This window comes from Lysinibacillus sp. JK80, assembly GCF_027557635.1.
Classification (GTDB): domain Bacteria; phylum Bacillota; class Bacilli; order Bacillales_A; family Planococcaceae; genus Lysinibacillus; species Lysinibacillus capsici.
In genome coordinates, this window is the sequence record NZ_CP058997.1 from 4,113,355 (window position 1) to 4,127,033 (window position 13,679).

Here is a 13,679-nt window from a genome sequence, read left to right on the forward strand (position 1 = left end):
TTCTACCCTCCGAAGTTGTAACCTTTTTTTACAATCATATAGATAAATAATGGTGACCCAATGACAGAAGTAATAATACCAATCGGTAATTCCACATTTTGGATTAACGTTCTAGACAGAATATCAGCCCAAATCATGAAAAGGCCTCCTAAGAGCAATGTTCCTAACATTAATCGTTTGTGATCTGCCCCGAAAATACCTCTTGTGATATGAGGAATAATTAAACCAACAAAACCGATCATACCTGCATAAGCGACCATCGTTCCTGTAATAAGCGAGGTAAGAATCATATATAATTTACGATAAGCACTTAAATTGATCCCTAAGGTGATAGCTGATTCATCTCCAAGTAGCATTGTGTTTAGCACACGATGTTGGAAAAGGAATAATGCAGCTCCTAGTACAATCACGATTGTTAAAATTGGTGTTTTGTCCCAGCTGGCAGATGCTAAACTCCCCATAGACCAGAACGTAACAGTTTTAATGCCCTCTGCATTATTGGCAAAAAAGATGATAAGGCTTGAAAACGAACTACATAATGCACCGATAACAACCCCTGATAAAACCAATTTTACTGAGGTTGCTTTACCTCCAATGCTGGATAAGATAAGCACTGCCATAGAGGTAATCATCGCCCCTGCAAATGCACCAAAGGCTACTCCAAATTGTGCTAACAATGCACTACTCCCAAAACCAACTAGAATAGCAAAGGTTGCACCTAATGACGCTCCTGAAGAAATACCAAGTATGTATGGATCAGCAAGCGGGTTTTGGACAACTGCCTGCATGACAGCCCCACACAATGCAAGACCGACACCAATCAATAAGGCAAAAACCACACGCGGCATTCTGACCTGTAGAATAATATTCAAATAGGATTCACTTTCCACACTATCAAGTGTTCCAAGTTTTCCATTGGATATAGTATGTAGCAAAATATCCATCGATTGCTTGAAAGGAATGCTGACTTGTCCTATTGATACAGAAAAAACGGCAGATATTAAAATAGAGACTATTAAAAGCAAGATAATAACATAATAAATATTGCCCATTCCTATTCTGTTAGCTTCCTGTCTATCCAAAATTTCACCTCTATCTATTAAACTTTTAGTTAATGATAACGATTATCATTTTCATTTTGTATTGTAAGTGATAATCCATTGAAAAACAACAGGAAAATTTTTAATTATAGATTATGCATACATTCAGTAGATAAATATTCCACTACTGGCGGGTTTTAATTCGCTAAAATTATTGTTCCGATAGAAATTAAAACAGCTCATTGTAAATTCCGGATATTATATAGCGAAGAAAATTTAGGGATTTTTATTTAAACTCTGTTCTAATAAAAAATCAAAATAAAAAACCACTTTCCATAAAACTATGGAAAGTGGTCATATTACTTAAAAGATTGTGCTTATAGGCTAACTAAATCTTACATCATTCCTGGCATACCGCCCATGCCGCTCATATCTGGCATTGCTGGTGCTGCTTCAGGGATATCTGCTACAACCGCTTCTGTTGTTAAGAATAGGGCTGCAACTGATGCTGCGTTTTGTAAAGCTGAGCGAGTTACTTTTGCTGGGTCTACTACGCCTGCTTCCATCATGTTTACCCATTCGCCAGTTGCTGCATTGAAACCAATGCCAACTTCTTCACGTTTTAGACGATCTACGATAATTGAGCCTTCAAGACCAGCATTATTAGCAATTTGACGAACTGGTTCTTCTAAAGCACGTAGAACGATTTTCACACCTGTAGCTACATCGCCTTCTACTGCTTCAGCCGCTTTTTCCACTGCTGCATAGACGTTAAGAAGTGCTGTACCACCACCTGATACGATACCTTCTTCAACAGCCGCACGAGTTGAGTTTAAAGCATCCTCAATACGAAGTTTACGCTCTTTCAGCTCTGTTTCTGTTGCAGCACCAACTTTGATAACTGCTACACCACCTGCTAATTTAGCAAGACGTTCTTGTAATTTTTCTTTATCGAACTCTGAAGTAGTTTCAGCAAGTTGTGCACGGATTTGACCAATGCGTGATTCAATCGCGTCTGCTCCGCCTACACCTTCAACGATTGTTGTGTTATCTTTTGTTACAACTACTTTTGCTGCACGACCAAGTGCAGAAATATCAGCTGATTTCAGGTCTAAGCCTAATTCTTCTGTAATCACTTGGCCACCTGTCAGGATAGCAATATCTTCAAGCATTGCTTTACGTCGATCACCGAAACCTGGTGCTTTTACTGCTACAGCATTAAATGTACCACGAAGTTTGTTCACAACAAGTGTTGCAAGAGCTTCACCTTCTACATCTTCAGCAATCATTAAAAGTGGACGACCTTGTTGCACCACTTGTTCTAATAATGGTAATACTTCTTGAATGTTTGTAATTTTTTTATCAGTAATTAAAATGTATGGGTTATCAAGAACCGCTTCCATTTTATCTGTGTCAGTTACCATGTAGTGAGAAGCATAACCACGATCAAACTGCATACCCTCAACTACATCTAACTCTGTTGTGAAGCCTTTTGATTCTTCAATTGTAATAACTCCATCGTTACCAACGCGTTCCATTGCTTCAGCGATTAGTTGTCCAACTTCATCATCTGCAGCAGAAATAGCAGCAACTTGTGCAATTTCTTCCTTATTGCTTACTGGGCGAGAAATAGCGTGTAATTCAGTAAGTGCTGCAGCAACTGCTTTATCGATACCTTTACGGATACCTACTGGATTTGCGCCAGCTGTAACGTTTTTCAAGCCTTCACGAATAATTGCTTGAGCTAATACTGTTGCTGTAGTTGTACCATCACCAGCGATTTCGTTTGTCTTAGAAGCAACTTCTGCTACTAATTTTGCTCCCATGTTTTCGTATGGGTTTTCTAGTTCGATTTCTTTAGCGATTGTCACACCATCATTTGTAATAAGTGGTGAACCGAATTTTTTTTCTAAAACAACATTACGTCCTTTTGGTCCTAATGTTACTTTTACTGCATTTGCTAATTTATCTACACCTTGTAACATTAATGAACGAGCGTCTTCTGAGAATTTAATATCTTTTGCCATGAGAATTTACCCTCCTGAAATGGAATATTCGTTAAGCTTCTTCAATATATTTATATCAATTTCACCTTATTGTCACATTTGTTATGAAAACAATAAGTATTCACCTTACGTAAGGTGCCTTTAAAGTTCTTATTCAATAATTGCAAGAATATCGCTTTCGCGTAAAATTAGGTATTCATTACCTTCAAATTTAACTTCTGTGCCAGCGTATTTAGAGAAAATAATGCGGTCGTCAACTTTAACGTCAAGCTCTACACGTTGCCCGTTCTCTAATACACGACCTGTCCCAACTGCTACTACTTTACCTTCTTGTGGTTTTTCTTTTGCAGAGTCAGGTAGTACAATACCGAATGCAGATTTTTCTTCTACCTCGATTAGTTCAATTACAATACGATCTCCTAGTGGTCTTAACAAGTGAAACAACCTCCTAATAGTTAAATAATTGTTGATATTTATTAGCACTCTATATCAATGAGTGCTAACACAATTATTATGATAATCAATCACTCTTTTTTTTGCAAGTCAGAACTATAAAAAATTTGTTTTCTTTCCATATTCCTCTACAATAGAAAGGAAGCATATGAATGGAAAGGATTTTGACTGTGACTAATTCTCAAAAAGTAACGAAACATAAAAAAACAGCCCTGTATGTTTTGCTGATTTATATCTTGATGCAAGTCTCTAGCAGATGGTTGCTCTTACCGTTCCATAAGCTCATCATGAAGGTAACTGGTTTAGCTTCTGAACAAGCGGCTCCTATTACTCAAGGTTGGTATATTGCACTAAGTTTTGCGGTAGCGCTCATTTTAAGCTTAATCCTTACATCTCGAGATAAAGCATTTTGGAACATTTATCAAGGAAAAAAAGAAACGATACCTCTTACAATTGTGTGGGGAATCATCGGCTTCTTCCTAGTGTTCTTTGGACAAATGATTGGTGCAGCTATTGAGATGGCTGTTTTCGGTATTGAAGGAGGCTCACAAAATACTGCAGATATTGTCGCGATAGCTAAAGGTGCTCCCATCGCCATATTAGCAATTGTTGTATTCGGGCCAATCTTAGAAGAATTCGTCTTCCGTAGAGTGATCTTTGGCTCGCTTGTCCAAACAACAAATTTCTGGGTGGCAGCAATTGTGAGTGCCATTTTCTTTGCGATTATCCACTTCGACTTCTCACATATCTTGCTTTATACCATCTGTGGTTTAATTTTCGCCTTTTTATATCACAAAACAAAGCGCATTTGGACGTCTATTATTGCACACGTCATGCTTAATGGATTTGTGACACTTGTACAATTCTATGCGGAACCATTGCAAAAGTTTCTTCAAGAACTAGAAAAAATGCAATAAATTTTTGTAAAGCCCAAAAGGTAATACAAAATATAGACGAAATTGTATAAGTACCAATTTAATGTAATTTAATTACATCATGTTAGATTTCAGTATAAATAGCCTCCATTACAAAAAGACAATAGCTTTCCCAATTTAAAAATAGCAACAGATAACGAATAGTTTTCTGTTGCTCTTTTTTATTTCGGAAACAAAATTTGTAAAAGTCCGATAATACTCTATAGTTTATAGAGAGATAAAAATGAAAATATTAACATAAATACACATTTTCTGTAAATTTTGATTGATTATCCATAATGCGAATGTTACACTTGATTTAACTCGAGTGTAGCTTACTTTTAATAGCGCTTTAAATGATTAATTATAGGAGGTATTAAATATGCAAGCAAAAAAAATAATTAGTGGTGTGTTACTAGGATTATCCGTAACTCTATCAGGAGCACTAATTTCTTCGGCAGAAGAAATAGAGAATAATGAAACTAATAATGAAAGTACTGAAAATAATAGTGAAATTTCACAAAGCTCTGGAGAAATAACTCCTTATGCTGTACACGAAAGATGGGTTTCAGGAATCAAAAGAGGTTACTATAGTTACGCAACTGTAGAAAAACAAGTATATTATATTGACGGCGATTGGGGCGGTATACTAAATTTAGTAAGTATTGAACATACAACTGAGTTTTTAACAGGAAAACCCATTAAGATGGGTACTTATGAGGGTTGGATATATCCAAGAAAATAAGTTTTACGAAAATTTATTTAGTATTTGAACTGCACCCCCATTGGAGGTGTAGTTTTTTCATGAATAAAAGGAAAACTAGAAGCAACTAATTGCTTAGTAGTAATAAGTGGAATTACCTTGATATTGCTTAATCAATGGGATTAAATCGACAACTTACTGTAAAATGGGTTTACAATCTAAACATGTCCAAATTACACATCACAGTTTAAATTAGATCTACTAAATTTTATGATTGAAAACACTGGGTTACAATGCCCCTCAATCAATGAAGATGGGCGCACATCCATGAAAAAAGATTTACACAAACAACCTTACCAGCACAAATGGTAGGATATTCCAGAAGCAATTAAAGCAAATCAAACGTTTACATATGGAAATCGAGTATTTCTGTGCACAAATTCTACTCAGTTGCACGCATTATGAAATAAAGTTTATTGGATATAAAAAATATAGGTTATACGAATGCTCAATCGTTAAAGGGGCCATTGCGTCAAATTTAGATAGAATCTTTTAAGCGGAAACGCACAATGAGAAATGGTAGAAGATATTACGGAGTTAAAATTGTCTGGTAAGAAGATTTATTTAACTTTGAAATTTATTAGTATACAATTGGCCCTCCACCTATTCACTGGTTTCAGATAGTTATAAAAAGCATTTAGAACGTTTTCCTTAGGATTACTGGCTACTGATGCATTTTGAGATCAAGGTTGGCATTATCAAATAGAGAAGTATCGTAGAATACTTGAATCAAGATGAAGCAAACAGGGTATGTCTCATAAAGTGAATTGATAACGCCATGGTAGGGTATTTCTTTAGCATAATGAAGTAAGAATTCCTTTATTTATTGCTTTTGGATTAGCTACAATTTGAAGTACACGATTAATCGGAACCATTCATCTTGGAGTTTGAATATCAACGTTGCTTTTGCTTTTCGAGGTAAGAACCCTGATTCTCCTAAAAAAAACGTCTAATAAATATACATTTTCTTAACGAAGAAGCTCTTTTCACGTTCTAATTGTTCTAAGATAATAATTGATTTTCTTCCATTGTGTATTTTTCTTTTCTTTTTTAGACATAAGGGGTCGTTCCTTTATTTAAATCAAACCCTCTATTCCTTCTTTTGAAAATGTACTGTACCACTTAATTTATAATAGTTGGTTGATTCATTTGAAATTTAATCCCATCATCTTGTTAAAAAGCCTGTTTGTTTTATAAAGTGTTTTACAGAATAAACTTTATTTTATATGTTTCTACGTAATCACTAGGATTACTATACTTCTTGGCTAATTCCCAATAAGAAATGATGTCTTAAATATTCTTATAAATTAAAATTTACTGCTATACTTTGACATATAAAATACCCAAAAGTTAGATTATTGACACTAACTTTTGGGTGTCACTTCAATTCTAAAAATCGATTATTGATTATTTATTTCTTCAATTTGTTTCCGTTGTAACTTAAGTGCCTCTTCAATCTGGCGCTTTTGTTCAGCTTCCTGCTCTTCTTTTAATCTCATTTCTTCTGATTGCAAGTATTTTTTATAGCCAATACGTGAAATCATAATGCTTATTTCATATAGCATAAACAATGGTATTGATACCATTAAATGCGAGGCCAACTCCGGGGGTGCAATTATAGCTGCACACACAAACAGACCAAAATAGGAATACTTTCGAAAACGCACTAGTATTTCAGGAGTTAACATTCCAATACGTGAAAAGAATAGGACTACAATCGGCAATTGAAAAAGGAAACCAAATGGAATTGTAAGTCTAAATAAAAATGAAAAATAGTCCTTTATGCCAATTGTTGGTTGTATGTCTAATTCATTCGATAAACCCATCATAAATTTTATGACATAAGGAAATAAGTAAAAGAAAGAAAAGGACAGCCCTGCTAAAAATAATAAAAACGCATACGGAATATACTTTAAGGTTGCTTTTCGTTCTATGTCCCTTAGTCCTGGACTTATAAATGCCCACAATTGATACATTAAAATTGGCGAAGAAACAATAAAAGAGATTAAAAATATAACTTGAATATAAATTGAAAGCGGTGTTACTACATCAAACGCATGGAGTTCTATATTATAGGATTCTCCAGTAATTTGAAGATATTTAATAATTGGCTTTGCGACAAAAAAGGCGCCGGCCATAGCTAGAACAAAGAAAACGGCAACAATGAACAGCCGTTTTCTTAATTCTTCTATATGCTCAATGACAGTTAGATCTTTTGGATTCATTCCTCAACATCCTAACTTACTTATCTAGTTCTTTCTTTTTCTTATCATCATCATCTTCGTCGGCTAAACCTTTAGTAGCATTTTTGAATTCACGTAGTGTTGAACCAAATGCCTTACCAAGCTCTGGTAACTTTTTAGGACCAAAAATTAGTAACGCGACAACTCCGATAATAATGAGGCTCATAGGACCAATACCACCCATTACAGCCACCTCCTCTTTATATCCATCATTTTAACGCATATTTCGCCATTTTGCTAACTAATTATATGTGAAAGTTTTTCGTCACTCTCACTGATTTGACCCCATTTTATTTAAATTATCTATCTTGACAGAAACGGTGAATTACACTTAAAAATATGTATGGTTTTCACTCTTCCTGATTACGAATTAAATAAATAAGCGCTTGCAACTCTACCGATAAATCGATTGTTAAAAGCTGCATTCTATCAGGTACTGTTAATCGCTCTGGCGTAAAGTTTAAAATTCCCTTTGCATTCATGGCTGCTAAGCGATCCGCCATTTTTTGAGCGGAGCGTGGTGAAACGGTTAAAATAGCGAGCTCTGCACCGTATTCTGCATATTTTTCTTCCAATAAATCTGGATGAAAAACCGGAATGTTACTGATCATTTTGCCATCCTTCGGTGCTTTTGAATCGAATGCTACCACAATATGTGTATTATGGTTTTTTTGAAAATTATATTTTAATAATGCACTGCCTAAATTCCCCACACCAATTAACGCTACTTTTGTCGTTTCATGTTGATCAAGCGTCTGGCTAAAAAATTGTAATAAATGCTGCACATCGTAGCCATAACCTTTTTTCCCAAGTGCACCAAAATAAGAAAAATCACGGCGAATAGTTGCAGAATCTATTTTCATCGCTTCACTCAATTCCTTCGACGAAATACGTTCCATACCTTCTTGTGCAAAGTTTTGAATAAATCGATAGTAAAGAGGAAGTCTTTTTGTAGTGGCTTGTGGAATTTTTAATTCTTGTTTCAAACTTTTTCCTCCTTATGATGTACCTCCATCAATTTTACTGTCTTTAACTACTAATTTTAATACATTTATCCTTAACAATATACAACATTTTTGCAATCCCCTGCTGTATTTCTCTTTAGTTAATGGCGCCTTATACGCAGCTAACTAAAAAGAAATCGTTTCAATCTTACATGACTGCTAGGAATAAGTAAAGCACGGACATTGCATGCAAATCGTTCATCCATTACACTAAGGTAGAATTGAGGTGTCAAGAATGATTGTTTTACAGGTCAATCAACTAACTAAATCCTTTCTTGCAGATGAAATTTTAAGTGGTGTTAAATTAGAAGTTCAACACCGTGACCGTGTTGCCTTAGTAGGACGAAACGGTGCAGGTAAATCTACTTTATTAAAAATAATTGCTGGTCAAATGTCTTATGATTCAGGTGATATCATTATCCCAAAGGATATTCAAATAGGCTATTTAGAGCAACATGCAGGATTAAACTCTACGCTAACAATTTGGAATGAAATGATGACTATATTTGAATCTCTTTTAGCCCAAGAACAGCTGCTACGCTCACTTGAACAACAAATGGCTGATCCTACTGTCTATGAAAACCCTACTATGTATGCGAAAGTTATGTCGGAATACGATCAATTACAGCATACGTTTAAAGATGCAGGTGGCTATCAATATGAATCAGACATACGGTCAGTCCTTCATGGTATGCAATTTTATTCCGAAGACTATGACAAACCCATCAGTTCCTTATCTGGTGGACAGCGCACACGTTTAGCACTTGCTAAGCTCTTACTTAGTAAACCAGATCTTTTAATTCTCGATGAGCCAACGAACCATTTAGATATCGAAACACTATCTTGGTTGGAATCCTATTTAAAGGGCTATGAAGGCGCTATTTTAATTGTTTCCCATGACCGCTACTTCTTAGACCAAGTCGTTTCTATTGTCTACGAAGTATCTCGTCATCGCGTTACCAAATATCCGGGTAATTATAGTGCATATTTAGATGAAAAAGCTAAAAATTATGAGCGTGATGTCAAACTCTATGAACGTCAGCAAGATGAAAAGGCCAAGCTAGAGGATTTTATCCAAAAAAATATTGCACGTGCTTCTACAACAAAAATGGCACAAAGTCGACGTAAAATGCTTGAACGTACCGAGTGGATGGAATCGCCGGATGGTGATGAGAAATCCGCTAGTTTCGGTTTCACGATTGAACGTCAAAGTGGAAATGATGTTTTATCTGTTGATGAATTAACGATAGGTTATAACGATCGCACCATTTCTAGTGGGATAAACCTCCGCACTTTTCGTGAGGATCGTATTGCCCTTGTTGGACCAAACGGAGTTGGTAAATCGACATTATTAAAAACAATTGTAAAAGATTTATCCCCTCTTGGAGGTAGTATTCGTTATGGTACGAATGTACAAATCGGCTACTATGATCAAGAGCAAGCAAAGCTATCGAGCAATAAGAGTGTCCTGAAAGAATTATGGGATGAATGGCCACTCATGAACGAAAAAGATATTCGAACTGTATTAGGGCGTTTTCTTTTTAGTGGTGAAGATGTGGATAAAGCTGTATCCTCTTTATCGGGCGGTGAAAAAGCACGCCTTGCACTCGCAAAGCTAATGATGCAAAAGGCTAATTTCTTAATTCTAGATGAGCCTACCAATCATTTAGACTTAGATAGCAAAGAGGTATTAGAAAATGCCTTGATTGATTATCCAGGTACGCTTCTATTTGTCTCACACGACCGCTACTTCATTAATCGTATCGCAACAAAAGTGGTGGAGTTATCTGGAACGGGTTCATTTGAATATTTAGGTGATTACGATTATTACGTTGAGAAAAAGCAGGAACTATTAGAGCTAGCACAAATGAAGGCTGCCTCCCAACCACAAGTACAGCAAGACCTCCCTGATAAAACGTCTACATCAAAAATTGATAAAGAAGCAAAAAAGCGTGAACGTCAAATTAGACGTACGATTGAAGATTTAGAAAGCAAGATGCAAGAAACATCTGCTATTGTTGCAAGACTAGAAGAAGCTCTTTGTGACTCTGCCATTTTTACCGACCATGAAAAAATTTCAATGCTTCAAGCAGAATTAGCAACTGCTAAAGAACAGCATGAGCTATTAGAATTAGAATGGCTTGAGTTAAATGAAGAACTTGAAAATATTAGTATGTAAATGATGTAAGCCATGTGAAAGGTCACATGGCTTTTTCTTTACTTGTCTTCATTTTTCATATATATTGGTCAAGTGCTATTTTTCGACAAAAAATGCCCACAGTTTTATTCACACTATAAATCTAGTAATACCAACATATCAACAGAGTTTTCCACATTGTCCACAATAAAAATTTATTTTATCCACATTCTATCGTATAAAATCAGCTACTATATATTGAATAATCACAAGTTATACACAAGTTATCAACAATTTGTGCATAAGTACGCGTGTTCGCCATTTAATTCGCTCCTTTACCTGTGGATAATTTTCTGAAAAATTTGTCAATTGTGATGTTTCTACTGACTATTCCCTTAGCATGGTTCTTTTTTATCAACAATTATTCGACAATTAAAAAAAGAGATATCTAAAAATATAGATACCTCTTTCCTACACTATACCCAGGATTTTAACTCCATTCCTGGACGTCCATTCATCATTAAGTTTCCTCGAATACCAGCCTCAAACATCGGCATAGCTGCTGCGCCAATCATTGCCGCATTATCAGTACACAATTTAAGCGGCGGTACAAAAAACGGGATACCTTCCTCTTCAAATACAGTCTCCAAAGAAATTCGCAACCCCTTATTTGCTGCTACACCTCCAGCTGCAATAACCTGTTTCACCTGATATTCGCGAGCAGCACGTAATGTTTTAGCAGTCAGTACTTCAACAACACTTTCCTGAAAGCCCTTGGCGACAGCTGCTGGTGAAATGGCTTCACCTCGTTGATCCATATTATGTTTATAATTGATGACAGCTGATTTTAAACCGCTAAAGCTAAAATCATATGAATCCTCTTCCAACCATACTCTTGGAAAAGGAACAGCCTCTCCTTCCTCATGAGCAAGACGATCAATATGTGGCCCACCAGGATAAGGTAAATTTAAAACACGCGCCACTTTATCATAAGCTTCACCAGCTGCATCATCTCGTGTTTCACCAATGACTTCAAAAGAGCCATGTTCCTTCATATAGACAAGCTCTGTATGACCGCCTGAAACTACTAGTGCTAATAAAGGGAACTCCATCGGCTGAACAAGCGCATTGGCATAAATATGCCCTGCAATATGATGCACACCTACAATTGGTAGGTTATTCGCAAAGGCAAAAGCCTTCGCTGCATTAATGCCAATCAACAATGCCCCTACAAGACCCGGACCCTCTGTAACAGCAACCGCATCCAAATCTACCGGCTTTAAATTTGCTTGGGCTAATGCTTCTTCAATTACCATCGTAATTTGTTCAACGTGATGGCGTGATGCAATTTCAGGAACAACGCCACCAAATCGCTTATGACTCTCTATTTGAGAAGCAACAACATTCGACACGATTTCATGACCATTTCGTATAATCGCTGCAGCTGTTTCATCACAGCTTGATTCTATTGCTAATATCAATCCATTATTCATTATAAATTCACCCACATGACAAGGGCATCCTCCCCGTTATCCGTATAATAGCCTTTCCGTATACCACCATCTTGGAATTGGAGCTTACGATAAAGATTTTGTGCAACTGTGTTCGTTACTCGTACCTCCAATGTCATAACCTCCATTCCATGTAAACGAGCTATTTGCATTGCCTCACGCATTAATCCCTCGCCTATACCTCGTCCACGAGCTGCCTCAATAACAGCTACATTCGTAATTTGGGCTGCATCTATAACCATCCACATCCCGCAAAAACCAATAATACTTCCACTTGCATCAACAGCCAGCACATAATGGGCATACTGATTTTCATGTACTTCATAGTAAAAGGAATCCAACGTCCAAGGTACAGGAAATGAAGCTACTTCAATTTCATAAACTGCTGGTACATCATCAGAAACCATTTTACGATAAGTTACATCACTACTCATGTTCTTTCTCCTTCTGTTCTTTCAGCCAATTTGCTTCAGCCTCTGCAATTCGTTTATATTGTGGGACAAAGTGATGAGTAGCTTCAACACTCGGTAATTCCACTTTAGTTCCTACACGAATAACTTCCGTTGCACGTGGCAAGTCAAGACTAAAAGGTGCACGAAAAGCGTTATCGCCAAGCTCCTCTACAATGTTATCCCAAAATAAGCCCACATCTGTTCCTACAAATAAAATAGGTGCATCTAATGCCCTTAAACGCTCTAATAAATCAGCGATATGTGCATGATGATCCTCCACAAGAGCCTCTAGAGTCACTCCTTGATAAACAGCTGTATAAACATTATCTCTTCTTGCATCAAAAATTGGACAAATTAATCCATTATAAAGGGTAGCATTTGCAGCTAATGCTTTTAAGCTAGAGACACCAACTAAAGGTATCTGTAATGTCCATGCTAGGGTTTTCGCTAATGTTACACCTATACGGACCCCTGTATACGAACCTGGCCCTTCAGACACTGCAATAACATCCAAGTCGCCTGCCTTCAAACCTGCTCTTGCTAATACCTCTTCAATAGCGGGCATTGCGCCTGCTGAATGTGTTAATTTTATATTTTGTACCAGCTCAGCTACCACTTTTCCATCCCTCACAATAGCAACGGAAAGTGGTGTATTCGCTGTTTCTATTCCTAACCAAATCATTTCATTAGCTCCTCACATAGTGCCTCATAGCGTTTCCCACTAGGTATTAATACAAATCGTCGTTCATTGTCTCCGATTCGATAAATCTCTATCGCTAATCGATTCCGTGGCAAATCCTGTTCTATTAAATGCGCCCACTCTACCACTGATACTGCATCTCCATAAAATAATTCATCCCAACCAAGGTCCTCGTCACTTTCAGCCAAACGATAAACATCTAAATGATTGAAGGGTAAACGTCCTTCATACTGTTTAATGATTGTAAATGTTGGACTGTTGACCGTTCTTTTCACACCAAGCCCTTTTGCTAAGGCCTTCGTAAACGTTGTCTTGCCTGCACCCAAATCTCCTTCTAATGTAATTGTATCTTGAGCTTCTAGTAATTTTGCAAGTGTCACGGCAAAACGCTCTGTATCATCAACTGAATTCATGATTATTTCATACATTCTCATTTTTCCTCTCATCACTACATTA

At 36.6% G+C, this 13,679-nt stretch carries 13 protein-coding genes; 3 read left to right on the forward strand and 10 right to left on the reverse strand.

Annotation, left to right across the window (positions count from 1 at the left end; translation table 11 throughout):
- Positions 1-2 precede the first annotated feature (2 nt).
- The 3 genes from HXV90_RS20595 to groES all read right to left on the reverse strand — a co-directional run bounded on the left by HXV90_RS20595 (position 3) and on the right by groES (position 3,481).
- Positions 3-1,082, reverse strand: coding sequence for a FecCD family ABC transporter permease (locus tag HXV90_RS20595; protein ID WP_009374126.1), 1,080 nt, complete (start codon positions 1,080-1,082; stop codon positions 3-5).
- A gap of 353 nt (positions 1,083-1,435) precedes the next feature.
- Positions 1,436-3,067, reverse strand: coding sequence for a chaperonin GroEL (gene groL, locus HXV90_RS20600; RefSeq protein ID WP_036075467.1), 1,632 nt, complete (start codon positions 3,065-3,067; stop codon positions 1,436-1,438).
- Positions 3,068-3,196: 129 nt separating this feature from the next.
- Positions 3,197-3,481, reverse strand: coding sequence for a co-chaperone GroES (gene groES / locus HXV90_RS20605; protein WP_004224358.1), 285 nt, complete (start codon positions 3,479-3,481; stop codon positions 3,197-3,199).
- A 170-nt stretch (positions 3,482-3,651) separates the two neighbouring features.
- Here groES and HXV90_RS20610 point away from each other — a divergent pair, with 170 nt between their 5' ends.
- Together HXV90_RS20610 and HXV90_RS20615 are read left to right on the forward strand one after the other, a co-directional pair.
- Entirely contained in the window at positions 3,652-4,416 is a 765-nt protein-coding gene (locus tag HXV90_RS20610) for a CPBP family intramembrane glutamic endopeptidase (protein WP_112116748.1), read from the forward strand.
- Positions 4,417-4,795: 379 nt separating this feature from the next.
- The gene (locus HXV90_RS20615) at positions 4,796-5,158 is read left to right on the forward strand and encodes a hypothetical protein (protein WP_269897917.1); all 363 of its coding nucleotides are present in this window, start codon (positions 4,796-4,798) and stop codon (positions 5,156-5,158) included.
- Positions 5,159-6,576: 1,418 nt separating this feature from the next.
- Here the strand turns inward: HXV90_RS20615 and tatC are convergent.
- The 3 genes from tatC to HXV90_RS20630 form a co-directional block, all read right to left on the reverse strand.
- Positions 6,577-7,401 (reverse strand): twin-arginine translocase subunit TatC, encoded by an 825-nt coding sequence (gene tatC / locus HXV90_RS20620; RefSeq protein WP_269897918.1) that lies wholly within the window; start codon positions 7,399-7,401, stop codon positions 6,577-6,579.
- A 16-nt stretch (positions 7,402-7,417) separates the two neighbouring features.
- Positions 7,418-7,603 carry a twin-arginine translocase TatA/TatE family subunit gene (locus tag HXV90_RS20625; RefSeq protein ID WP_008176991.1) on the reverse strand — a complete coding sequence of 62 codons (186 nt, stop codon included), beginning with the start codon at positions 7,601-7,603 and terminating at the stop codon, positions 7,418-7,420.
- 166 nt (positions 7,604-7,769) lie between these two features.
- Positions 7,770-8,405: a redox-sensing transcriptional repressor Rex gene (locus HXV90_RS20630; protein ID WP_004224350.1), complete on the reverse strand. Its 636-nt coding sequence runs from the start codon at positions 8,403-8,405 to the stop codon at positions 7,770-7,772.
- A 253-nt stretch (positions 8,406-8,658) separates the two neighbouring features.
- Here HXV90_RS20630 and HXV90_RS20635 point away from each other — a divergent pair, with 253 nt between their 5' ends.
- Complete coding sequence (locus HXV90_RS20635) at positions 8,659-10,602, forward strand: ABC transporter ATP-binding protein (protein ID WP_259951099.1); 1,944 nt, start codon at positions 8,659-8,661, stop codon at positions 10,600-10,602.
- Between the two features lie 434 nt (positions 10,603-11,036).
- On the opposite strand, the gene tsaD is transcribed toward HXV90_RS20635, so the two are convergent.
- From tsaD to tsaE, 4 genes are read right to left on the reverse strand one after another with little or no spacing between them, the layout of a single operon-like run.
- Positions 11,037-12,053, reverse strand: coding sequence for a tRNA (adenosine(37)-N6)-threonylcarbamoyltransferase complex transferase subunit TsaD (gene tsaD, locus HXV90_RS20640; protein WP_048394920.1), 1,017 nt, complete (start codon positions 12,051-12,053; stop codon positions 11,037-11,039).
- Positions 12,053-12,505, reverse strand: a complete 453-nt coding sequence (gene rimI, locus HXV90_RS20645; protein ID WP_054548892.1) for a ribosomal protein S18-alanine N-acetyltransferase — start codon at positions 12,503-12,505, stop codon at positions 12,053-12,055. Before rimI ends, tsaD begins: the two co-directional genes overlap by 1 nt.
- Positions 12,498-13,205, reverse strand: a complete 708-nt coding sequence (gene tsaB, locus HXV90_RS20650) for a tRNA (adenosine(37)-N6)-threonylcarbamoyltransferase complex dimerization subunit type 1 TsaB (RefSeq protein WP_048394916.1) — start codon at positions 13,203-13,205, stop codon at positions 12,498-12,500. The genes rimI and tsaB overlap by 8 nt, the downstream gene beginning before the upstream one ends.
- On the reverse strand, positions 13,202-13,651 hold the full coding sequence (gene tsaE, locus HXV90_RS20655; protein ID WP_269897919.1) for a tRNA (adenosine(37)-N6)-threonylcarbamoyltransferase complex ATPase subunit type 1 TsaE: 450 nt from the start codon (positions 13,649-13,651) through the stop codon (positions 13,202-13,204). The genes tsaB and tsaE overlap by 4 nt, the downstream gene beginning before the upstream one ends.
- Between the last annotated feature and the right edge of the window lie 28 nt (positions 13,652-13,679).

Coding starts and splice junctions, on each gene's coding strand:
- groL (WP_036075467.1), bottom strand. CDS start 3,067: ATGGCAAAAGATATTAAATTCTCAGAAGACGCTCGTTCATTAATGTTA.
- HXV90_RS20610 (WP_112116748.1), top strand. CDS start 3,652: ATGGAAAGGATTTTGACTGTGACTAATTCTCAAAAAGTAACGAAACAT.
- HXV90_RS20615 (WP_269897917.1), top strand. CDS start 4,796: ATGCAAGCAAAAAAAATAATTAGTGGTGTGTTACTAGGATTATCCGTA.
- tatC (WP_269897918.1), bottom strand. CDS start 7,401: ATGAATCCAAAAGATCTAACTGTCATTGAGCATATAGAAGAATTAAGA.
- HXV90_RS20625 (WP_008176991.1), bottom strand. CDS start 7,603: ATGGGTGGTATTGGTCCTATGAGCCTCATTATTATCGGAGTTGTCGCG.
- HXV90_RS20635 (WP_259951099.1), top strand. CDS start 8,659: ATGATTGTTTTACAGGTCAATCAACTAACTAAATCCTTTCTTGCAGAT.
- tsaD (WP_048394920.1), bottom strand. CDS start 12,053: ATGAATAATGGATTGATATTAGCAATAGAATCAAGCTGTGATGAAACA.
- rimI (WP_054548892.1), bottom strand. CDS start 12,505: ATGAGTAGTGATGTAACTTATCGTAAAATGGTTTCTGATGATGTACCA.
- tsaB (WP_048394916.1), bottom strand. CDS start 13,205: ATGATTTGGTTAGGAATAGAAACAGCGAATACACCACTTTCCGTTGCT.
- tsaE (WP_269897919.1), bottom strand. CDS start 13,651: ATGTATGAAATAATCATGAATTCAGTTGATGATACAGAGCGTTTTGCC.